Below are 21,876 nucleotides of genomic sequence, written 5' to 3' on the forward strand. Positions count from 1 at the left end.
AGCCTATTGTGGCTTTTCTTCGTAAATCTGTAGACGATTCTGGGGCACAGGCCTCTGGTCGTGTGTCCCCTGCCCTCTCCCGTAGAAATAGTTCTTTTGTTAAGTTCTCTTTTTCCGCGGTCGCAGCGATGGGTTTAGTCGTAGTAAACATGATCGGGCCATACTCCGCTTTTTCGGTTCAGTCGCAAGCCTATGATGTCATCCCTCTCTCGAAGAGCGATCGCCTGTATCAGACCTATGCGGTCGGTGACACCCTCGTTGCCGTGAGCGAATCCATTAGCGCCCAATCTTTTGAAGTGGTGAAGCTTCCAGAGCCGGAACCGGAGCCTAAACCTGAACCAGAATTGGGTTCGAAGGAGAAGGGGACTGGTCAAGCTCCACCGCAGGGAACGCCTGATCCCGGTTCTGCCAAGGCAATCGCCCTGAGCTATGTTGGCCCGGGAGCAGAATACGACTGCCTGGTTGCTCTATGGAATAAAGAGTCTGGGTGGAATCACCTCGCGCAGAATAAGAGTTCGGGTGCCTATGGAATTCCTCAGTCGCTTCCTGGAAGCAAGATGGCCTCTGCTGGTGCTGATTGGCAAACAAATCCGGACACCCAGATTCGTTGGGGTCTCGGTTATATTCAGGGGCGTTATGGAAGCCCTTGCGGAGCCTGGGCAAAATCACAGAGCAGTGGCTGGTACTAAGGTATGTCTCTCACCAGATAGACTTACGCTATGTCTCGCCCTCGCCGCTCCTCCCGTCGTTCGTGGCGACACTCTTCTTCTGCAGAAGAAGAGATTGACCTGAGCTATCTCACCCAAGGGTGGCGACGCACAGAAATCCGTGGCGGGTTTGAATGGAATGTTCAGCCGGTGTCCTCTTCTCGGGCGCTGAAAGAGTATCGTTGTCCCCGCTGCGAGAAGACTATCGATATTGGCACTGAGCACGTTGTCGTGTGGCGAGCCGATGGGGTCCTCGGCGATAGTGCCGACCTGGCCGCCAGACGACACTGGCATAATCACTGCTGGAATACGGGGAGATGACCATGGCTGAAGCCGTAGAAATCCGTAGTGGAACGGTTCTTGACGCGCACCGCACGGATATTGACTTGCATACGCGAGACGGGCTCACCCTGGTGGGAGAATTAGCCCTTCCCCGTGAGCGTCAGCCTCAGGCAACCCTGGTTACGCTCCACCCGTTGCCCACGGCTGGTGGTTTCATGGACTCGCACATCTATAAAAAAGCGTCGTTTCGCTTACCGGCGCTGGCTGACATAGCTGTTTTGCGTTTTAATACGCGCGGCACCGTGTCGCCACGGGGAACAAGTGAGGGGGCGTTTGGCGAGGGAGTTACAGAGCAGCACGATGTTGAGGCAGCGATGGCGTTTGTGGAGGATCACGAGCTACCAAAACCCTGGATCATCGGTTGGTCTTTTGGCACCGAGCTTGCCCTCAAATATGCGCAGAATTATCCCATCGAGGGAGCTATCCTGCTGTCGCCCCCGCTTCATAGAACCACCGAGTCCGAAGTCATGGCCTGGGCGCAGGACACTCGACCCATCGTTGCCCTCATACCGGAGTTCGATGACTATCTTAGACCTGAGGAGGCGGCCCAGCGTTTCTCAGTGGCACCAAATATCCGTGTTGTGCCGATTGAGGGCGGGCGTCACCTGTGGGTGGGGGAGACGCAAACCCGTCGGGTGCTTAACGAGATTGTGGGGTTGGTTAACCCGTCAGCTGCACCACTGCCACACACGGTTGACCCCGCGCTTGTTGTGACACCAAACCACAATATGCGCTAGCGCTCCTCTGTTTCTACCGGGGTATCCTGGTGGAGCGGTTCTTTGACCGCCTCTTTATCCGCACGCTCTGTCATATGCTGCGCGTTGGTAAGAACATCTCGCAGGCTCTCAAAGTAGCGGGCTACCGCACCGCGTTCAACCTTGAGCTGTGTCATACGTTCTTCGGCCGCAGCAAGGATTGTGCTGGTACGATCTTCCGCCTCAGAGATCATGCGATGTGCACGTTCTTCCGCATCGGTCACGATATCGTGCGCTGTTTTTTCTGCCTCATCGCGGATGGTGCGTGCCGCTGTTTGTGCTGACAGTGTGAGAGAGTCTAGTTCAGCACGTCGCTCTTCGGTTAGGGTACGGAGCTCGGTGAGGCGTGTGGTTGCCTCGTCCAGGAAGCCCTGGATTTCTGCTGAAGCAGCGTCGTGACGTTCAGCGAGCGCACGCTCCGCCTCGTCTCGTTTTGTTGCAAGTTCTTGAGCGGTCTCGCGTTTTTCTTTTTCAAGATCAGCGTTCATGCGCGCGACCGTCTCGCGGGTCTGGGTCACTTGTGAAGCAAGCTCTTCTTCTTGGCGGTGACGAATATCGGCGAGCTCAGAGAGGGTGTTGGCACGAAGCGTGTCGGTCTCAGCTTTGACCGCCGAACGGAGCGACTCTACCTCGTTAGAGAGAGAGGCACGTGTTTGCTCGCGTTCCGCTGCGAGTGAAATCTCGTGAGCCTCACGTTCTGCTTCGAGCGCACGGTCAAACTCCTCGCGCTCATGGGTAAGCGTGACATCGTGTTTGTTCTTTGAGATCTCGAGCGTGATTCGGTGCTCTTCTTGCTGCCGCCCGATTTCGGCCACACTGGCGTGCTGTCTCTCCGTGATGCTTGTGCGGGCTGCTTCTTCTTCCCGCGCGATTTTTTCAGCATGAAGGCTCTGCTCGTGTGCAAGCCGGGCACGATGCCCCTCTACCTCGTTTGCGAGAGTTTGTTCGTGGGAAGAGCGTTCCCTGGATATCTCGGCCGCTGACTCCTCGCTGAGGCGTGCAAGCTCCGCATTGTTTTCCTGCAACAGGCGCTCAGCCTCGTGCTGGGCACGTTCTGTGCTCATGGTGAGAGCTTGGTTATGTTCTTCACGCTCGGCGGTAAGTTGGGCATCAAACGCCGTGCGTTCGGCGCTCAGTTGTGCTTCAAATGCTACGCGTTCCGCTGCGAGGGCATTTGCCTGACCCGCTTGTTCTCGGGTCAGGAGATCGTCGTGTTCGGTGCGTTCTCTGATGATGAGCGCGTTATGTTCGGCTCGTTCGCGAGCAATTGCTTCGTCGTGTTCGGCTCGTTCGCGGGTAATGAGTGCGTCGTGTTCGGCTCGTTCGCGGGCGATTGCTTCGTTATGTTCTGCCTGTTCGCGGGCAATGAGTGTGTCGTGTTCGGTGCGTTCGCGGGTGATAAGCCCGTCGTGTTCGGTGCGTTCGCGGGCGATGAGTGCATTGTGGTCTGCCCGCTCGCGAGCAATTGCTTCGTCGTGTTCGGTGCGTTCACGAAGAATTGCCGAGTCGTGCTCGCTACGTTCAAGGGTAATTTTTTCGCTGTGTTCCGCGAGTTCGTTGGCGATAAAGGCGGCCTGTGCCTCACGCTCACGCTTAAGCTTGGACTGCACCCGATCGGCTTCGACCTGGAGGCTCTGGGTCTGTTCGAGGCGTGCGGCTTCGAGTTGTGTTTCGTGTGCAGCGCGCTCATCAGCGAGCGTCTGGTGCGCGGCAGACGCCTGGTCTGCCAGAAGGCGAGAGTGCTGATCTCGTTCGAGCGCGAGCTGGGCCTGCTGTTCCGCGGTTTTGAGGTTCAGCTCGGCTTCGTGCTCGCGTGCAGCGGTTGCAAGAGAATCCGCTTGCTCAGATCGAGCAGTGTCAAGCTGGAGCTGCTGAGCGGAGCGTTCCTCTTCGAGCCTAGTCTCGTGTTGCTCCCGTTCTCGACGGATAGTGCTCTCGTGTTCCGAGTATTCGTGTGCTATGCGAGCTTGGTGCTGAGATAGTTCTGTCTCAAGTTGAATGCGCTGGGTTTCGGCACGGGAGTCAAGCTCGTTTTTACGGATTGTTGCCTGCGCTTCTAGCTCGAGCCGGGCGCGTTCGGTTGCTTCGGTCAGTTCGGCACGAGAGCGTTCTGTGCTCTGCTGAAGCTCGGTACGTGCGAGCTGAAGATCACGCGTGTTCTGGTCGCGCTCCGCGGCGGTTAGACGGTCTCGCTCGTCTGCTTCAGCGATGAGGGCGCTGGCTTTTTGCTGGGCCGCAGAGAGCAATTCGGCGGCTTCCCGGTTGGCAGAGGTTCTTTCAGCCTCAGCAAACTGTGACGCGGCGGCCCGAACTTCGGCAGACTCGGCTGCTGCGGCGTGGCGAATTGCTTGTGCTTCACGTGCAGCTTCCGTGAGAAGCTCTTCTTTCTCGGAGTTTGATCGCGCGGTGGATTCTGCAATATCGCGTTTTGCACCAGCGATCAGGGTGGTTGCTTCTTCCCGAGCGTTTGTGACCAGTTGTTCGGCCCGCTGCTCTGCCTGCGAGAGAAGCCTCTGTGTTTCAGCTTCTGTGCTGCGTCGGAGTTTCTCGGCATCAAGGTCTGATTGGGCGATAACCCTGGCGGCATGTTCCTCCGCCCGCTGAAGGCTGTCTTCTAGCTTGGTGCCGAGCCCTGTGTATCCCGTGGATTCAAGCTCCTCTACCTCAATGGTGAGTTCACCTATGTGAGTTTTGAGAGCTTTTTGCTCGGCCAAGATCTCTTGGTTGTGCTGTTTGAGTTTTTCGATCTCGGCGTTTAGCGCGGATACTGCCCGATCAACTTCTTCACGGTCATAACCGCGAAATGACTGGTTAAAAATGCTCTTGTGTTCGGACACAGACCTTCTCCGTGGGACGTGGCGGGTTTAGGTTTCCGCTCAATTCATGATTTATGTGCCAATTCTATAGGTTATGGGGGCGGTTCTCTCAGCGCATAATTGTAAAATAAGTTGTTTTCAGGCTCTGTACACCTGGATGTCCCATACTTAATGGGACAAATATAGAGTAAATTGTATTTGTCAGGACTGTGTCTTTATTAAAAACTCGGATATCTTTGATAGACCCGTTTTACCCCACTCGCTCGGCAAGTCAATACCATTTTCCTGAGTGGGAAACATAAGGAGTTACATTAGGTGCGATATTTTTTCGCCATTACAACCCTCGTGCTGGCTGCTGTTTTCATTGTGCTTGGAATCGGTCAAAGAACATTCTTAGCGGGTCCTGCATCGGTTTCTCTGTCGGTTGAGGCTTCTGAGTCCGTGCGCTTTGGACTTATTCCACAGAATGTTCTCTCAAAGTACGAGGGCGAGCCGGTTGTCACGATAGAGACCACTCAGGGGGAGTCCTGGCTGGGGTATGGTCGGTCTGCGGATGTTGAGGCCTGGTTAACCGCGCTTCCACACGATGTCCTGGTTTCACCCGAGGGTGAAAAGAAGCTCTCGGCCCAACTCACCAAGGCGGATGTCGCGGCCTACGATGAATTGATCGTATCGACAGCGGTTATCACCGAACCTCAGACCCCCGCGGCTCCGCAGGAAGGGCCAGGGTCACCAGCCACCACAAGCCTAGTTGGTGGGGTGAACCCGAAGACGGTTTCACCGGTGGGGAGTGATTTGTGGCTCCAAGAATTTTCAGCGCCCGAAAAGCTAACACAGACCCTTGAAAAAGCTGAAGGAACCTCGGTAATAGTGGCTGCCCCGGAAGAGGGCTCTTCACTGTCAAGCATCTCGCTCACCTGGGATCTAGACCGTTCAACTCCGCTTGCAGGACCCTTCCTCGTGGGGGGAATTCTGTTGGGAGTTATCGGTGCAATTCTGTACCTTTTGGCGATTGACCATGATCGTCGCAAAACTCGTCCTCGCCGTGGAAACAACAAGACACTGGCTGGTTTACGTCGCCAATCGGCTCTTGTGGGGGTCAGTCCCAAGGGCATTGAAAAGGATAGACGGCGTTCCATAGGCCGGGGTCGGCTCAAGATGGTGATGGTGCCAGGCTTTCTTGTACCAGCCCTTCTCCTCACGGGCTGCTCACCAGACTATTGGCCCTCGTGGGACGAGAGCGCTCCGGAGCTCACTTCGCCTACCGAAACTGCGCAACCAACCGCGGAAGCGCAGATTGTTCCTCCCGCGGTGACTCGTCCGCAATTGGCCGAGATTATGGGTCGCATTGGCGCCGTTGCTGAAGAGGCTGATACGGTCATGTCTGCTGAGCTAGCGGCCACACGCTTTGCCGGTCCCGCACTGGTTGAACGAGAGGCTAACTACAAGATCAGGGCGGCCCTTCAAACTGCTGCACCGCCCTCGTCATTGACTGGAACCCTGGAGGATTATGAACTTCCGCAGAGCACCACAACCTGGCCCCGCGCTATTTTCTCGGTGGTGAAAGACGCGGCCCAATCGCAAAAACGCACCCACGGTGTTGTATTGATTCAGCAGACCCCACATGAGAACTATCACGTGAACTACGTTGTGGATATTATCGGAGGAACCGAATTTCCTAAGGCAGCGCCCGCGAATATCGGCACGACCAGGCTTGCCCCTGATTTTAAGGCGCTGGTTCTGCAACCGGGTCAGGTTGCGGCTGCGTACGGCGACGTTCTTAATCAGGGTGAGGCCTCGCCCAGCTATCCGCTCTTCTCGCTTGAGAGTGACGAGCTTGTTGAGAAGCAGGGCGTGCAGTGGAGACAGGCTCAAATAGCAGAGGTCTCCCAAGACAGTCGCCTGGGATCGGCAACGTTCGAAACGGTTCCAGGTTCTGGTGAGGTTGTGGCTTTTTCCATGGCTGAGCAGGGGGCCCTAGTCGCTGTCCCGCTTGATGATAAAGAAACCATTTCGCCGACGGACGCTCGTGCCGAAATTACTCTTGCGGGGGCACCCAGCCCGGCATCCGTTCTTGCGGGAACAGACAAATCTAACACCGGATTTGTGCTCACCCGTGGAATTCAGCTTCTGTTCTATGTTCCCTCGGGAGATTCAGGGCAGAAAATTAAACTACTTGGCTTTACACACAGCCTTATCCAGGCAGGAGTTAAATAAATGTCCGACCCCCGATTGAGCGGCCTCATGGCCGGTGGTGCCGTGGATCTTTCACCGCTGGTTAATAAAAGCACGGCACGCCCACAGCGGACTCCCGGGCAGCCCGGCGGCCTCTCTGCGGGAGCTTCCGGGGAGAACGGGCGGACATTACCGGTACCCTCACTCGTGATGGATGTCACAGATGAGACGTTTGCTCAGGTTGCGCAACTCTCAACGCACGTTCCCGTGATTGTTGAGCTCTATGCCGTGTCGGCGCAGCCCACCGCGCAGCTCGGACCGGTTCTTTCAAAACTCATCCGGGAGCTTGACGGTCGAATGCTGCTCGCTCGTGTCGATATCGAGTCTAATCCGGGCCTTTTGCAGGCGTTTCAGGCGCAGTCGGTGCCGATGGTTGTTGCTTTGCTCGCGGGTAAACCCGTGCCTCTTTTCCAGGGAACGGTATCGGAGCCCGAGATCGTTCAGGTTTTTAATCAGGTTATAGAGATTGCTGCCCAGTCGGGAGTTCAGGGCCGAGTAGAAGCTCAAGAAGAAGATACCGGTGAAGAGCCCGGAACTGCAGAGACTTCCGCTCCCTTGCCTCCGCACCACCAGGAAGCATTTGATGCGATCGAGAGGGGCGACTACGCCGCAGCGATAGAGGAGTATCGCAAGGCGATCGCGAGCAACCCCCGTGATACCGACGCCATTGCGGGTCTCGCGCAGGTGAGCCTACTCAATCGCCTGGCGGGCAAAACACTTGAGCAGATTAGGGCGCGTGCAGCCGCTGAGCCACAGAGTATTGAGGCTCAGCTTGACGTTGCCGATCTTGATGTATCGGGTGGGCATGTTGAAGACGCTTTTCAGCGCCTTCTGACGCTCTTTTCAGAATTAGATCAGGAAGGCAAAGATCAGGTTAGGGAGCGGCTCCTTGAGCTTTTTGACGTTGTGGGAACAAACGATCCGCTTGTGATCACCGCTCGTCGGAACCTGACTAACCTGCTGTATTAAACGCAAACTTCCATGTCTGTCTATCTTGACCACGCAGCCACAACTCCTATGCGTCCAGAGGTCCTTTCCGCGTATGTGGACGCGCTTTCTGTCGTGGGAAACCCGGCATCAATTCATAACCACGGACAGCGGGCAAAGAGGATGCTTGAGGAGGCTCGTGAACGAGTGGCGGCTACTATCGGTTGTGAACCTGTTGAAGTAGTTTTTACCGGTGGCGGAACAGAGGCCATTAACCTCGCGATTAAAGGTCTGTGGTGGGCGCGGCAGCAGGATCATGTTCGCCCTCATTTGCTGGTACCCGGCGGGGAGCACCACGCCACTGTTGATTCGGTGCAGTGGCTAACGCGCTCGGAGGGCGCGATTGCGGAGTGGCTTCCGGTCGACCACCATGGACGCCTAAACCCCGAGATTCTCCGTGAAGCTCTGCAAGGAACTGCGGGTTCGGCAGCCCTGACAACCGCGGTGTGGGGCAATAACGAGGTGGGAACCGTTCAGCCCGTTGCTGAGTTGGCAAAGATTGCCGCAGAGTACGGCGTCCCCTTTCACGTGGACGCTGTTGCTGCTCTGGGATACCTTCCCCTTAACTTTGCCGAATCGGGTGCCAGCGCGATGAGTATCTCCGCGCATAAGATCGGTGGCCCGGTGGGTATTGGCGCACTTGTGCTGGGAAGACGAGCTACCGTTGTGGCCCTGCAACACGGGGGCGGTCAGCAGCGGGGGCGTTCGGGAACACAGGATGTTGCCGGTGCGATTGCTTTTGCCGTTGCTGCCGAGCACGCACACGCAGAACTGGAAACCTTTCCCGCGAGGCTTGCTCACCTGCGTGACGAACTTGTTGAGGCGGTGCAGGCGGCTGTTCCCGAGGCAGTGTTCCGGGGTGCTCCCGCGGGAGAGGGGCGCTTACCCGGTAACGCGCACTTCACCTTTCCCGGCTGTGAGGGGGACTCATTGCTGTTTTTGCTCGATGCTATGGGGGTGTCCGCTTCAACCGGTTCGGCATGCCAGGCGGGGGTTCCTGAAACCTCTCACGTTCTTACCGCAATGGGCATCCCCGAGTCACAGGCGCGAGGCGCCCTGCGTTTTACTCTCGGACACGGCACAACCTCAGAGGACATCGCTGCGTTAGCTGAGGTTCTCCCCGGGGCTTACGAGCGGGCGCGAGCTGCGGGTTTGGCTTAGGAACATCGGTGTGTTGTCGCTGAACAACACTAAAGATCAGCATAACCGGTGAGAGATAGTTAGGATTGTTTAGGTGAAGATTCTTGCAGCGATGAGTGGCGGCGTTGACTCCGCGGTGGCAGCCGCGCGGGCGGTCGAGGCCGGACACGAGGTGGTTGGTGTTCATCTGGCTCTCAGTCGGATGCCCGGAACCCTTCGAACGGGGTCACGGGGCTGCTGCACCATCGAAGACTCGATGGACGCGCAACGAGCCGCCAACATTATCGGTATTCCCTACTATGTGTGGGACTTTAGCGATCGCTTTAAAGCGGATGTGGTTGACGACTTCATTGCGGAGTATTCGGCTGGGCGCACCCCCAACCCCTGCATGCGCTGCAACGAAAAGATTAAGTTTGCCGCTCTCCTCGACAAAGCTATTGCCCTGGGGTTTGACGCGGTGTGCACCGGACACTATGCCTCGTTGACCACGGATGCCCACGGTAATATCGAGCTACACCGTGCCAGCGCGTGGGCAAAAGACCAGTCCTACGTATTGGGGGTTCTGACCGCCGAACAGCTTAAATACTGTTACTTCCCCCTGGGCGATACCCCCTCAAAAGCTCTGGTGCGTGAGGAGGCCGAGCGTCGAGGCTTGGGCGTTGCGAATAAACCGGACAGCCACGATATCTGCTTTATCCCTGACGGTGACACGCGCGGGTGGCTCGCTGATAAGGTGGGTGAAAAAGAGGGTAATATCTTGGACTCCGAAGGCAACGTTGTGGGGGAGCACCGGGGCGCACACTCCTACACCGTGGGGCAGCGTCGAGGGTTGAGTCTGGGTCGGCCCGCGCCCGACGGACGTCCGCGTTTTGTTCTTGAGGTGCGACCCGTGTCTAACACGGTTGTTGTAGGCCCCAAAGAGGCGCTTGACGTCGGTGAGATCGCCGGTGGTCGCCTAAGCTGGGCGGGTCTTCCACAACCGCACCCAGAGCAGTGGTTTGACTGCGAGGTGCAGATTCGGGCTCACGCTGACCCTGTTCCCGCTCGTGCCCGGGTAGCCCCGATCGACCCGAATGCAGAGGTGTATAGGGTGGGAGCCACAGAAGAATTTGTCGTTGTTCCGGAAGAGCCGCTTTCCGGGGTTGCACCGGGACAGACCGCCGTTGTCTACGTGGGTACCCGCGTGATAGGACAGTTTACAATTGATCGCACCGTGAGTGCGACACTACCTCAATCCACTCTGGTTGACGCCGCTTCCGTGTAAAACGGGATTTAAGGAGTATCCGTGACAGTGAAAAACGGCACCGTTACTGAGGACACCCCTCACGAAGAGACCGGTCGGACGGAGTCTCCTCTGAACCGCCCCGGTTTTGCCGAGGCGCGAGTCGAGTGGAACGAGCTGGCCGATCGTATTCGAGGGCTACAATCGGCCTACTATGAGCGAGACGAATCCCTCGTGTCCGATGTGGAGTATGACGGGCTCATGCATCGGCTTGAGGAGGTCGAGCGACTCTTTCCCGAGCTCGCGGCTCATGATAGCCCCACCCGCCGGGTGGGAGGGGGAGTGAGCGAGCTCTTTGCTCCCGTGGTTCACGCCCAGCGCATGTATAGTCTCGACAATGTCTTTTCGATCGATGAGTTTCGATCCTGGGTGGAACGAGTGTCCCGCGATCTAGAGCATGTGCCCACTTTTCTCTGTGAACTAAAGATTGATGGACTGGCGCTTAATCTGCGTTATGAACAGGGCGTTCTGGTGAGCGCGGCAACCCGTGGCGACGGTGTCACGGGGGAGGACGTCACAGCAAACGTTCGTTTTATCCCGGGAATTCCGCAGAGGCTGCGTGGCGGGGGGCATCCGCCGCTCGTGGAGGTTCGTGGAGAAATATTCTTCCCCATCGCCGCCTTTGCCGATCTCAACGCGCGTCGTGAGGCACTGGGTGAGAAGGTTTTTGCCAATCCCCGTAATGCGGCAAGCGGCTCCCTCAGACAGAAAAGCGAAGGAAAATCCGCGGAGCGCCTGGCCCTGATGAGGGAGGGCTTTGAGAAACTGCGCCTCGTGGTGCACGGAATTGGTGCCTGGGAGAACCCCCCGGTCACCTCTCAATCCGATACGTATAAGCTGTTGGCCGACTGGGGGCTGCCCACATCCCCTTACGCTCGGGTGGTCAACAGCGCTGACGCCGCGGTTTCCTTCATCGAAAGTTTTGCCACCAAGCCTGAGAGCGTCATCCACGAAATCGATGGAACCGTTGTGAAGGTCGATGATCTGAAACAGCAGAGCCTGCTCGGTTCGACAAGCCGCGCTCCACGCTGGGCAATCGCCTACAAGTATCCGCCGGAACAGGTCAACACCAAGCTGCTTGACATTCGGGTGGGAATCGGACGCACCGGACGGGCAACCCCCTACGCCGTTGTTGAGCCGGTTTTTGTCTCGGGCTCAACCGTCAGCCAGGCAACCCTTCACAATCAAGAGGTTGTTAAGGCAAAGGGTGTGCTGATCGGCGACACTGTTGTCCTTCGTAAAGCGGGAGACGTTATCCCCGAAATTTTGGGTCCGGTTATTGAACTTCGCAACGGTAGCGAACACGCTTTTGTGATGCCGCTGGAGTGTCCGGAGTGCGGCACACCTCTCCGGGCGATGAAGGAGGGGGATATCGACCTGCGCTGTCCCAACGCTCGTAGCTGCCCTGCCCAGGTTCGTGGGCGGGTTGAGCACATCGGATCCCGCGGCGGCCTCGACATTGAGATGCTTGGCGAAGTTGGAGCTTTGGCCCTGACCCAGCCCCTTTACCCCGAACGAGCTCCGCTCGCGGATGCCTCCGGCATGGTGGGTGAGGCGGGGCTTTTTGACCTCCGTATCCAGGATATTTTCCCGGTTGTTGTGGTCGTACGGGACATGGAAACCGGATTACCTAAGCTTAATGATGATGGCTCTCAGCGTGCGATTACTCCGTTCCGCCGTCGCCGTGATCCCAAAAAAGACGGCGAGCTTGTTGCAGAGAATTCTGTCTTTTCTGGAGACGCAGATTCGGTTCCCTCTGCCAACGCAATTAAGCTGATTGAGAATCTTGAGCTCGCTAAGACAAAGCCGTTCTGGCGGGTGCTGGTTTCTCTGAATATTCGACATGTGGGGCCGGTAGCTGCCCGTGCACTGAGCGAGTGGTTTGGTTCGCTAGATGCGATCCGTGCTGCGAGTCACGAGGAGCTTGCCCAGGTTGAGGGCGTAGGGGACACCATCGCTGAATCGCTCATTGAGTGGTTTAGTGTCGACTGGCACCAGGAAATCGTTCGCAGATGGGCCGATGCGGGGGTTCTTTTTTCCGTTCCAGGGCATCCGGGGCCGGGTGCGCTTCAGGTTGAGGGCGGAGTTCTATCCGGGTTAACCGTTGTTGCCACGGGAACGCTGGAGGGCTTTACTCGTGACGGCGCTAAAGAGGCAATCATTGCTGCGGGTGGTAAGGCCGCGTCGAGCGTGTCAAAGAAAACCGACTACGTCGCGGCGGGACCCGGTGCCGGGTCAAAACTGGCTCGAGCGGAAGAACTGGGTATCCCCGTTCTGAACGCCGCCCAATTTGCCATTTTGGTGTCGGAGGGGCCTTCCGCTCTTGAGGGGTAGGGGCTTCTCCCCGATCCTAAAACTAGGGATATCACGCCGCACTGTGGTGATTATGTTTGTTCATAAAAACAGGGACTTTACACCGCAACGCCATGTTGTGAACAATCACGGGCGAGAGCTTAGTGGTGCAAAGTCCCTGCGTGGTTAGTGCGTGAGGTTTAGCGGTAACCTCTAGGTGGGCAGTCAAAAACCGTTGAGTTAATCATGATTTGACCTCCGCCGCTTTGCTCACAAGCATCATAGATGCTCAGCGAAAAAGAGATGAGCGCTATAACCGCAATTATGGCCACTATCATCGTGAGAACCGACAGAATAATTCCGATGATCGCGGGAACGTTCTTTGCCCCGGCTTTCTTGGACTGAACGAGTCCAACGATGCTGAGAATGAGGCCAATTAGCGAGAAGGGAATGGACAATACGAGTCCGACGATACCGATTGTTCGGCCGGGTACGGGATCCGATGCCTGTGGTGCAGAGAACCCCGGTTGTACAGGCGGAGCGGTGGGTAGCTGCTGACCCGGGTAGGGAGGTGCCTGCGATGGAACACCCTGGGAAGCATCGTAGGGAGGTGCCTGCGGTGGAACACCCTGGGGTATTTGCTGTGCTCCCTGGGCCGCGGCGGGGTCCTGCGGTGCGGCGTTGTACTGTGGGGAAGATGTTTGAGGCGTTACAGGCTGTTGCGGGATTGTTTCTCCCGGTGGGGCACTGTCGGGAGCAACGGGTGTGACAGGTGAGACTGGTGTGTCGGGGGTGACGGGAGATTCCGGTGGTTTTGCGGGGGAATCATCGGGCGCTTTCCCATTATCGGGTAGGGGCGGCTGAGTCATAATGGACCTCTCCTGAGTGAATTATCCTAATATCGCTAGATAATTATTTTCTTACGTTATAAGTACGAGAATACGGTATTTGCAACCTCAAGTGTTCAACGTGGTACATAAAACTACAAATTTATTATTTCGTTTCCGGCTCATTATTACTTCGTTTCGAAGAAAGCTTCCGCACGCGGAACGCCGTAGACTAGTGTTCATCCCTCGAACACAATCAGTGGAGAAGCATGCCTGAAACAGTACCAAGCCAAGAGATCACCACGGAGGTGGTGCGACACCTCGCAAATCTGGCCAAGATTCAACTTGACCAGGGTGAGGTCACCCAGCTCACTGCAGACCTGAGCCAAATTGTAGACAACATTGCAAAGGTGAGTGAGGTTGCCACAGACGATACTCCGGCGACAAGCCATCCGATTGTTCTGTCGAACGTTTCTCGTCCAGATGTTGTGGGCGATAACGTGCTCACTGCTGAACAGGCTCTTTCCGGGGCGCCGGAGAAACATGACAACTTTTTTGTTGTCTCCGCTATTTTGGGAGAGGAACAATAATGTCCCACGATCTTACACGTTTGAGCGCTGCTGAGCTCTCCTCACTGCTTGCATCTGGAGAAGTGAGCTCGGTTGAGATCACAGAGGCTCATCTGGATCGAATCTCGGCTGTTGAGTCGCAGGTTCACGCCTTCCTGCATGTTAATGATCACGCCCTGGTCACCGCTGCAAAGATTGACCAACAGCGTGCTGTCGGTAAGGAATTGAACCCCCTGGCCGGAGTACCCCTCGCGATTAAAGACGTGTTGGTGACCACCGATATGCCCTCCACAAGCGGCTCCAAAATTCTTGAGGGGTGGATGTCACCCTATGATGCAACCGTGGTGACCCGTTCTCGGGCGGCGGGACTCGTGCCCCTGGGCAAGACAAACATGGATGAGTTTGCCATGGGGTCAAGCACCGAGCACTCGGCGTACGGGCCCACCCACAATCCGTGGGATCTAGGGCGCATACCCGGAGGTTCGGGTGGAGGATCGGCCGCTGCCGTCGCTGCTTTTGAAACACCGTTGGCGCTGGGGAGCGACACCGGTGGCTCTATCCGTCAACCGGCACATGTTACCGGCACTGTTGGAGTAAAACCCACCTACGGCGCGGTGAGCCGTTACGGGGCGATTGCTTTGGCTTCTTCGCTCGACCAGGTGGGTCCGTGTTCGCGTAGCGTGCTTGATGCGGGACTACTGCACGACGTTATTGCCGGGCACGACCATCACGACTCCACTTCCCTTCGTGAGCCGTGGACCTCGATGGCCGCGGCTGCCCGCGAGGGGGCGAGCGGTGAGATTCTACGAGGGTTGCGAGTGGGTGTTGTTAAACAGCTACAAAACGAGGGTTTTCAGCCCGGCGTCTCCCAACGTTTTAACGAGTCCCTTGAGTTGATGCGTGCACAGGGTGCCGAAATCATTGAGATTGATGCACCTCACTTCGAGTACGCTGTTGCCGCCTACTACCTGATTCTCCCCGCGGAGGCCTCCAGCAACTTGGCCAAATTTGATTCGGTGCGCTTTGGACTCAGGGTGACCCCTGAGGGTGGTGGAACGGTTGATCAGGTTATGGCGGAGACTCGCGGGGTTGGGTTTGGTCCCGAGGTGAAGCGTCGAATTATCCTGGGAACCTATGCACTCAGCGCGGGCTATTACGACGCCTACTACGGCAGTGCCCAGAAAGTACGCACTCTTATTCAGCGCGACTTTGCTCAGGCGTTTGAGCGGGTTGATGTTATTGCTAGCCCCAGTGCGCCCACTACGGCGTTTAAGTTTGGTGAGAAGATCGATGATCCCATGTCGATGTACCTCAATGATGTCACCACGATCCCGGCAAACCTTGCGGGTACTCCTGGCATGAGCATTCCAAATGGGCTTGCTCCTGAAGACGGACTGCCCGTGGGCATCCAGTTTATGGCTCCCATTCGTGAGGACGCCAGACTGTACAGGGTTGGTGCGGCCCTTGAGGCGCTCCACGAAGACCAGTGGGGAGGTCCGCTCTGGGCCAAGGCACCAGAGCTCACGACCGGAAAGGACAAAAAATAATGGCAAAAGCCAAGCTGATGGACTATGACAAAGCCCTGGAGCTTTTTGAACCGGTTTTGGGTTTTGAGGTACACGTTGAACTCAACACGGCAACCAAGATGTTTTCGGGGGCTCCCAACAATTTTGGTTCCGCACCAAACACCAACCTCACCCCCGTGTGTCTTGGGCTCCCCGGCTCGCTGCCCGTGGTGAATGAGCAGGCGGTTCGCTATTCGATCAGTCTCGGTCTTGCTCTGGGCTGCTCTATTGCCGAGCACTCAAGCTTTGCTCGCAAGAATTATTTCTACCCGGACATGGCAAAGAACTATCAGATCTCGCAGTATGACGAGCCTATTGCCTACGACGGTTCGGTGGAGATTGAGCTTGCCAGCGGTCGGGTAGTGCATGTGCCGATTGAGCGTGCCCACATGGAAGAAGACGCCGGAAAATTGACTCACATGGGTGGTTCAACCGGGCGCATTCAGGGGGCTGAGTACTCTCTCGTTGATTACAACCGTGCGGGGGTTCCCCTTGTTGAGATTGTGACCAGGCCTATCATGGGGGCAGAATACGATGCCCCCGAGATTGGTCGTCAATACGTGTCAATTATCCGCGACTTGGTGGTGTCCTTGGGTATTTCAGATGCCAAAATGGAGCGTGGTAATCTGCGCTGTGACGCGAACATCTCGCTACGGCCTCGGGGACAGCAAAAATTGGGAACCCGAACCGAAACCAAAAACGTGAACTCGCTGCGTTCGGTCGAGCGTGCGGTACGTTACGAAATTCAGCGGCAGGCCCAGATACTGGCCGATGGCGGAAGCATTATCCAAGAAACCCGCCACTGGCATGAGGATACGGGAACAACCTCCGCGGGACGCCCCAAATCTGATGCCGACGATTATCGGTATTTCCCCGAACCTGATCTCTTACCGGTGCAACCCAGCGCGGCTCTCGTTGAGGAATTGCGCGCTGCCCTGCCCGAACACCCCACCCTGCGGTACCGCAGGTTGAAAGGCGAGTGGGGTTTTACAGACCTCGAGTTTCAGGATGTCCAAAACTTAGGACTCCTCACTGAGGTTTCGGACACTGTGTCGGCCGGGGCTTCCCCCCAGGCTGCACGCAAGTGGTGGAGCGGCGAGATTGCTCGGGTTGCCAATGCCCGCGGAGCGGAACCCTCCTCGCTTGTTTCTGCGAATAACGTTGCCGCGCTCGCTCAGCTTGTTGAAGCGGGAACGCTCACCGATAAGCTGGCGCGTCAGGTGCTTGAGGGAGTCATTGAAGGGGAGGGGACGCCCCAGGAAGTTGTTGATGCTCGGGGCTTGGCCGTTGTATCTGACGACGGGTCTCTCATTGCCGCAATCGATGATGCGCTGGCTGCTCAACCGGATGTTCTTGAGAAGATTCGTGATGGTAAGGTTCAGGCTGCCGGTGCGGTTATTGGTGCCGTCATGAAGGCTATGCGCGGCCAGGCTGATGCCGCACGTGTGCGTGAGCTCGTTTTGGAGCGTGCCCAGGCGGAATAGAACCTGAGTTGACCGTTTTTTGGTGGTCTTGCCTATTTTGGCTCGGGGAATGGCTTGTTTACGCGAGAGTAGCAGCACGGTCGGGGCACTAAGGGGGGTGTCTGTACCCTGGTTTCATGGGTGAATACGTACGCCGTGTGAAAACCGGGTCAGGTGCGACCGCGGTGCAGATCGTGTCGAAAACGCGCGGGGTGCGCAGCATTATTGAACATATCGGTTCCGCGCACACTGATCTGGAACTCGAGTTCATGGTCCAGACCGCGAAAACTCGCATCAGGGAACGCGCTCAGGCTACCGGTCAGACAGAACTCCAGATCGATACCCCAGCCGATCCTGCCGGGCCGCGTATCACGATGCAGCACTCTTACTCGCGTGTGCTCTACGACACTCTCGTCAGCGTTTACGACCGGCTTGGTTTCACTGATGCTGTGAACGATCGGGTATTTCGTGACCTCGTGATCGCGCGTATCATCGAGCCCTCTTCCAAACTCGATACGATCCGTATCCTTGATAATCTCGGACTCAAAGCGCCCTCGTATAGTGGCATTCACCGGTCATTGAACCAGGCCGCGAAGGGCAACTATCGTGATAAGTTCTCTGCTGCCTGCGTCGCGTTCCGGGGGACTGAGCACCTCACGTTGGTGCTCTACGACGTCACCACACTGTTCTTCTACGTCGAGCAAGAGGATGAGTATCGCAAGCCTGGTCTCTCCAAAGAACGCAGGCTCGAACCCCAGATCGTGCTGGGGCTTCTCGTTGACGAACACGGGTTCCCGCTGCAGTTACATTCGTTCGAGGGGAACACAGCTGAAACGCTCACTCTCGTGCCCGTGCTCGACAGGTTTCGGGCGCAGCATCCCGAGGTGACGGTGAGTGTTGTGTGTGACGCAGGTATGCTCTCCGCAGCGAATCTTCTCGCGTTAGAGACGGCTGGTTACTCGTTCATTGTGGGGTCCCGGATCGCGAAGACTCCACCTGAGGTTACCGAGTATCAACACGATGGTTCTGAACTCTGTGACGGGCAGGTATTTGAGTGTCGACAGTGGTTTGGTCAAGGTGAAAGGCGGCGTGAACGGCGGGTGGTGTATCAGTACCGTGAGAAACGTGCCCGTCTGGATCTGCGTAATATCGAGAAACAACTCGAGAAAGCGAAAAAGGTCGTTGCCGGGACCACGCCTGTGAAAAAGAGTCGGTTCGTGAAGATCAGTGGCGCAGCCAAGAGCATTGATCAGGTTTTGGTGGAATCGGCTAGGCAGCGGGCGGGGATCAAGGGGTATGTCACGAATCTACCTGTCTTAACGGTGAGCGCGCTGAGGGTGATTGATGCATACCATCAGCTCTTCAATGTTGAGGCGTCATTTCGGATGGCGAAGACTGACCTCAAAGCCAGGCCGATCTATCACCGGCATCGGGAGAAGATCGAGGCGCATCTCACGGTTGTGTTCTGCGCGATCGCGGTCTCACGGCATATTCAAGAAGCAACCGGGGTATCGGTGAAGAAGTTCGTGCAGCAACTTGCCCGGGTACAAGACGGGGTGATCAGGATCGAGGGTGTGGAGCATATTGTTCCAGCCGCGATACCGGCAGAAGTACGTGAGCTATTGACCCGGCTCGGTGACTCGGGCGCGGGGCACTAAACCGGTCAACTCAGGTGAGCTCGTTTTGGAGCGTGCCCAGGCGGAATAGAATAATTGGTTTCAGAAAGCGTCACACTGTGATCCGCGATTGGTGTGAGTGGGGTGACCTTCTCTCGAAACACCAATCGCGGATCACCGTTCTCGCTGTAAGTCACGACACCAATCGCAGATAAGGTCCCCTGTGAAGCCCGCCGGGGGTTATTGTCCGGGCGCAAGAAGGCTTTGTCGGATTTCTTTGCGCAGGATTTTACCGATGAGCGAGCGCGGTAGTTCATCCGCCACCTCTACCCTGCGCGGAACCTTATAGGGGGTGAGGCTTGTGTGGCAGTGATCGCGGATCGCTTGCTCATTAAACGTGTAACCGCTCTGCATCACAACAACGGCCACCACCGTTTCGCCGCCGTCTTCTCGGGGAAGACCCACAACGGCGGCATCTTCCACCCCGTCATAGGTGCGTAGGACGTCTTCCACTTCGGTGGGAGAGACATTAAAACCGCCCGTTACGATGAGTTCTTTCTTGCGATCTACAATCGTCACAAATCCGTCCTCATCAACCGTCACGATGTCTCCCGTGTGTAGCCAGCCGTCGGGGTTGAGCGTTTCGGCGGTGGCCTCCGCATTTTTCCAATAGCCGCTAAACACCTGAGGCCCTTTAAAAAGTAGTTCACCGGGCTCGCCGGGTTTTGCATCCTTCGTAGGATTCTCGATGTCCGCAAGCTTAATGTCGCAATTGTGCAGGGGGATGCCCACGGTGCCGGATTTACGCGCCTCGCTGAGCGGGTTACACAGGGCAACCGGTGAGGCTTCTGTGAGGCCGTAGCCCTCAACCAGCCAGCCGCTTGTAGCTGCTTCCCAGCGGCTCACCGTACTGCTGGGAAGATCCATTGCGCCCGAGATAGCACACAGGATTCCGTCGAGGTTAATGTCTCTTTTGAGTGCTGTCGCGGAGATACGATCATACATTGGTGGCACAGCGGGGAAGAAAGTGGGTACGTGTTTTTTGATTGCCGAGAGAACCAGGTCTACATCGAAGCTTGGAAAGAGCATCAGGCGTGCCCCGATGCTCATCGCAAAGGTGAGACACAGGGTCATCCCATAGGCGTGAAACATGGGGAGTACAGCATAAACACAGGGGTCTCCAACGTGCGCGGAGGAGATCCACGCCTGGCACTGCAGGGCATTTGAGAGCATATTGCGGTGCGTCAACATAGCTCCCTTGGGAGTTCCTGTTGTTCCGCTGGTGTACTGCAGGAGCGCGAGATCGTCGTGCTCGGGGCCGGGGATGTTTGTCGTTATCGGCGAGCTGCCGGTGAGCTGCGACCAGGGAGTGGTACCCGTTGTAGCGGCGCTCAACTGCGAGCGTTTTTCGCGGACCGTGGATAACGGCAGCCGAAGGAGGAAACGTTTGCTTCGTGGCATTGCGTCGATAAGGTTGACCGCGATGACCGTGTGGGGTCGAACGTCTTGGGGGAGTTCCTGGAGGGTTGTACACACTTTCTCCCAGGCGATCACAACTTTGGCGCCGTGGCTTTCAAATTGGGTGCGTAGTTCGCGGGGGGTGTAGAGCGGGTTGTGTTCCACGACTATGGCCCCGAGACGCAGCACCGCGTAGAAAGCAATCACGTGCTGTGGACAATTGGGTAGAACGAGAGCTACACGATCGCCCTTGCGTACCCCAAGGTTGTAGAGCCCTCCAGCGACTCTGTTGATGAGGTCGCCCATTTGACCGTACGTTGTGGTTGCACCAAAAAAGTCGAGGGCTACCCTGGCGGCATTGTGAGCGACGGACTCGGTTATGACATCAACGAGTGAGGTTGTGGGTATCTCAATTTCATCGCGGGCTCCCTCGGGGTAGAAACGTATCCAGGGGCGCTCTGCAAGGTGTGTCATGAATCTTTCCTGTTCTGAGGAAGCGTAGGGAAGGCAGGGGACACCACTTCTGATTTTGTCAGTGGTACATGGTTAGCTTAGAGGATGAGAGAGCGAGCAGAAGAGGCATCGATACTTCACATCGATGTTGATGCGTTTTTTGTGTCTGTTGAGCTACTCGATAAGCCCGAACTGAGGGGCCGTCCCGCTGTTGTTGCACACGAGACCGGGAGGTCAGTTGTCACGAGCGCAACCTACGAGGCTCGGGCGTTGGGGATACACTCCGCGATGCCTCTGGCCAGGGCGCAGCGTCTATGCCCCGGTCTTCTTGTTCTTGCGCCCCACATGGAAAAATACGCGGCCGCCTCTCGGGTAATTATGGATATTTTTCGTGACATTACGCCCCAGGTAGAGCCTCTGAGTATTGATGAGGCCTTTCTCGATGTGTCGGGCGCGCGACGTCTCTTTGGCAGTCCGACAAAGATTGCCCAGATCGTTCGACAGCGAGTTCATCAGGCTACGGGTCTCACCTGTTCTGTTGGCGGAGGGGCAAGCAAATTTGTCGCAAAGGTGGCATCGCAGCGGGCAAAGCCAAACGGTGTTCTTGTGGTCCATCCCACCCGCACGCTTGAATTTCTCCACCCGCTGCCGGTAAAGGCTCTGTGGGGTGTGGGAACGGTTACCAACGAGAATCTGCGCCGCCTGGGCATCCACACGATTGGCGAGCTTGCTCAAATTCCTCTTCACGCGCTGCAGAGCGCTCTGGGTGAGGTGTCGGCACAGCACCTCCATGATCTTGCTCGGGGTCATGATGCGCGAAGTGTGCAGAGCACACGCGAAGAAAAGAGCATTAGTTCTGAGCTCACTTTTGAATACGATGTTGCCGACCCCGAGGTTATTAGACAAAAGCTCCTGCAACTGTCGTTGCGGGTGGCAGCTCGCCTGAGGCACCTGGGGGTTGCCGCTAGAACCGTGGGAATCAAGATTCGCTGGCACGATTTTCGCACCGTCACACGATCACGCACGCTGGTGCAGCCCACCAGCGTGGGGCAGCAAATATACGCTGAAACTGTTGCCGCTTTCGAGGGGCTTAGCGCGCGAGGTCAGCACATACGGCTTGTTGGAGTTCGGGCCGAAAACCTGCTCGGTGCTGAGGCTGCCGAGATTGCACTGTGGGATCCTTACGAACAGTGGCGTGGAGTAGAAGCGGTGATGGATGACACTGCTCGTCGTTTTGGTCGACATACGGTAACCACTGCTTCGCTTCTGCGTGATACGGGCCGTATGGTTGATCCCCGCACGATTGAGGGCCCTGGAACTGGTGCTGAGCACTAACCTGTGCCCGAGCTGTTGTTGAGTAGTTCAAAAG

16 protein-coding genes are annotated in these 21,876 nt (G+C 56.7%); 13 read left to right on the forward strand and 3 right to left on the reverse strand.

The window, feature by feature from the left end:
- The first annotated feature begins 8 nt into the window (after positions 1-8).
- Genes FrondiHNR_RS05845 through FrondiHNR_RS05855 form a run of 3 tightly spaced genes read left to right on the forward strand, consistent with a single transcriptional unit; the run spans position 9 to position 1,786 of the window.
- Positions 9-689, forward strand: coding sequence for a transglycosylase SLT domain-containing protein (locus FrondiHNR_RS05845; protein WP_279354302.1), 681 nt, complete (start codon positions 9-11; stop codon positions 687-689).
- A gap of 30 nt (positions 690-719) precedes the next feature.
- On the forward strand, positions 720-1,028 hold the full coding sequence (locus FrondiHNR_RS05850; protein WP_279354303.1) for a hypothetical protein: 309 nt from the start codon (positions 720-722) through the stop codon (positions 1,026-1,028).
- 2 nt (positions 1,029-1,030) lie between these two features.
- On the forward strand, positions 1,031-1,786 hold the full coding sequence (locus FrondiHNR_RS05855; protein WP_279354304.1) for an alpha/beta fold hydrolase: 756 nt from the start codon (positions 1,031-1,033) through the stop codon (positions 1,784-1,786).
- Here the strand turns inward: FrondiHNR_RS05855 and FrondiHNR_RS05860 are convergent.
- On the reverse strand, positions 1,783-4,641 hold the full coding sequence (locus tag FrondiHNR_RS05860) for a hypothetical protein (RefSeq protein ID WP_279354305.1): 2,859 nt from the start codon (positions 4,639-4,641) through the stop codon (positions 1,783-1,785). The genes FrondiHNR_RS05855 and FrondiHNR_RS05860 overlap by 4 nt on opposite strands.
- Before the next feature lie 294 nt (positions 4,642-4,935).
- On the opposite strand from FrondiHNR_RS05860, the gene FrondiHNR_RS05865 reads away from it, so the two are divergent.
- The 5 genes from FrondiHNR_RS05865 (at position 4,936) to ligA (ending at position 12,598) form a co-directional block, all read left to right on the forward strand.
- Positions 4,936-6,837, forward strand: a complete 1,902-nt coding sequence (locus tag FrondiHNR_RS05865; protein ID WP_279354306.1) for a hypothetical protein — start codon at positions 4,936-4,938, stop codon at positions 6,835-6,837.
- Entirely contained in the window at positions 6,838-7,824 is a 987-nt protein-coding gene (locus FrondiHNR_RS05870; RefSeq protein ID WP_279354307.1) for a tetratricopeptide repeat protein, read from the forward strand.
- 12 nt (positions 7,825-7,836) lie between these two features.
- The gene (locus tag FrondiHNR_RS05875; protein ID WP_279354308.1) at positions 7,837-9,003 is read left to right on the forward strand and encodes a cysteine desulfurase family protein; all 1,167 of its coding nucleotides are present in this window, start codon (positions 7,837-7,839) and stop codon (positions 9,001-9,003) included.
- A gap of 73 nt (positions 9,004-9,076) precedes the next feature.
- Positions 9,077-10,246 (forward strand): tRNA 2-thiouridine(34) synthase MnmA, encoded by a 1,170-nt coding sequence (gene mnmA, locus FrondiHNR_RS05880; RefSeq protein WP_279354309.1) that lies wholly within the window; start codon positions 9,077-9,079, stop codon positions 10,244-10,246.
- Between the two features lie 90 nt (positions 10,247-10,336).
- A complete protein-coding gene (gene ligA, locus FrondiHNR_RS05885) occupies positions 10,337-12,598 on the forward strand; it encodes an NAD-dependent DNA ligase LigA (RefSeq protein ID WP_279354484.1) in 2,262 nt (753 codons plus the stop codon).
- 158 nt (positions 12,599-12,756) lie between these two features.
- Here the strand turns inward: ligA and FrondiHNR_RS05890 are convergent, their stop codons facing one another.
- Positions 12,757-13,425 carry a DUF4190 domain-containing protein gene (locus FrondiHNR_RS05890; RefSeq protein ID WP_279354310.1) on the reverse strand — a complete coding sequence of 223 codons (669 nt, stop codon included), beginning with the start codon at positions 13,423-13,425 and terminating at the stop codon, positions 12,757-12,759.
- Positions 13,426-13,652: 227 nt separating this feature from the next.
- Between FrondiHNR_RS05890 and gatC the strand changes: the two genes are divergently transcribed.
- From gatC to FrondiHNR_RS05910, 4 genes are all read left to right on the forward strand, one after another.
- Complete coding sequence (gatC, locus tag FrondiHNR_RS05895; RefSeq protein ID WP_279354311.1) at positions 13,653-13,973, forward strand: Asp-tRNA(Asn)/Glu-tRNA(Gln) amidotransferase subunit GatC; 321 nt, start codon at positions 13,653-13,655, stop codon at positions 13,971-13,973.
- Positions 13,973-15,499, forward strand: a complete 1,527-nt coding sequence (gene gatA, locus FrondiHNR_RS05900) for an Asp-tRNA(Asn)/Glu-tRNA(Gln) amidotransferase subunit GatA (protein ID WP_279354312.1) — start codon at positions 13,973-13,975, stop codon at positions 15,497-15,499. The genes gatC and gatA overlap by 1 nt, the downstream gene beginning before the upstream one ends.
- A complete protein-coding gene (gene gatB / locus FrondiHNR_RS05905) occupies positions 15,499-17,001 on the forward strand; it encodes an Asp-tRNA(Asn)/Glu-tRNA(Gln) amidotransferase subunit GatB (protein WP_279354313.1) in 1,503 nt (500 codons plus the stop codon). Before gatA ends, gatB begins: the two co-directional genes overlap by 1 nt.
- Before the next feature lie 116 nt (positions 17,002-17,117).
- Positions 17,118-18,638 (forward strand): IS1634 family transposase, encoded by a 1,521-nt coding sequence (locus tag FrondiHNR_RS05910; RefSeq protein ID WP_279352517.1) that lies wholly within the window; start codon positions 17,118-17,120, stop codon positions 18,636-18,638.
- A 198-nt stretch (positions 18,639-18,836) separates the two neighbouring features.
- Here the strand turns inward: FrondiHNR_RS05910 and FrondiHNR_RS05915 are convergent, their stop codons facing one another.
- Positions 18,837-20,528 (reverse strand): long-chain-fatty-acid--CoA ligase, encoded by a 1,692-nt coding sequence (locus FrondiHNR_RS05915; RefSeq protein WP_279354314.1) that lies wholly within the window; start codon positions 20,526-20,528, stop codon positions 18,837-18,839.
- A gap of 84 nt (positions 20,529-20,612) precedes the next feature.
- Here FrondiHNR_RS05915 and dinB point away from each other — a divergent pair, with 84 nt between their 5' ends.
- Positions 20,613-21,842 (forward strand): DNA polymerase IV, encoded by a 1,230-nt coding sequence (gene dinB, locus FrondiHNR_RS05920; RefSeq protein ID WP_279354315.1) that lies wholly within the window; start codon positions 20,613-20,615, stop codon positions 21,840-21,842.
- The last annotated feature ends 34 nt before the right edge of the window (positions 21,843-21,876 follow it).

The organism is Lysinibacter sp. HNR, from assembly GCF_029760935.1.
GTDB lineage: Bacteria > Actinomycetota > Actinomycetes > Actinomycetales > Microbacteriaceae > HNR.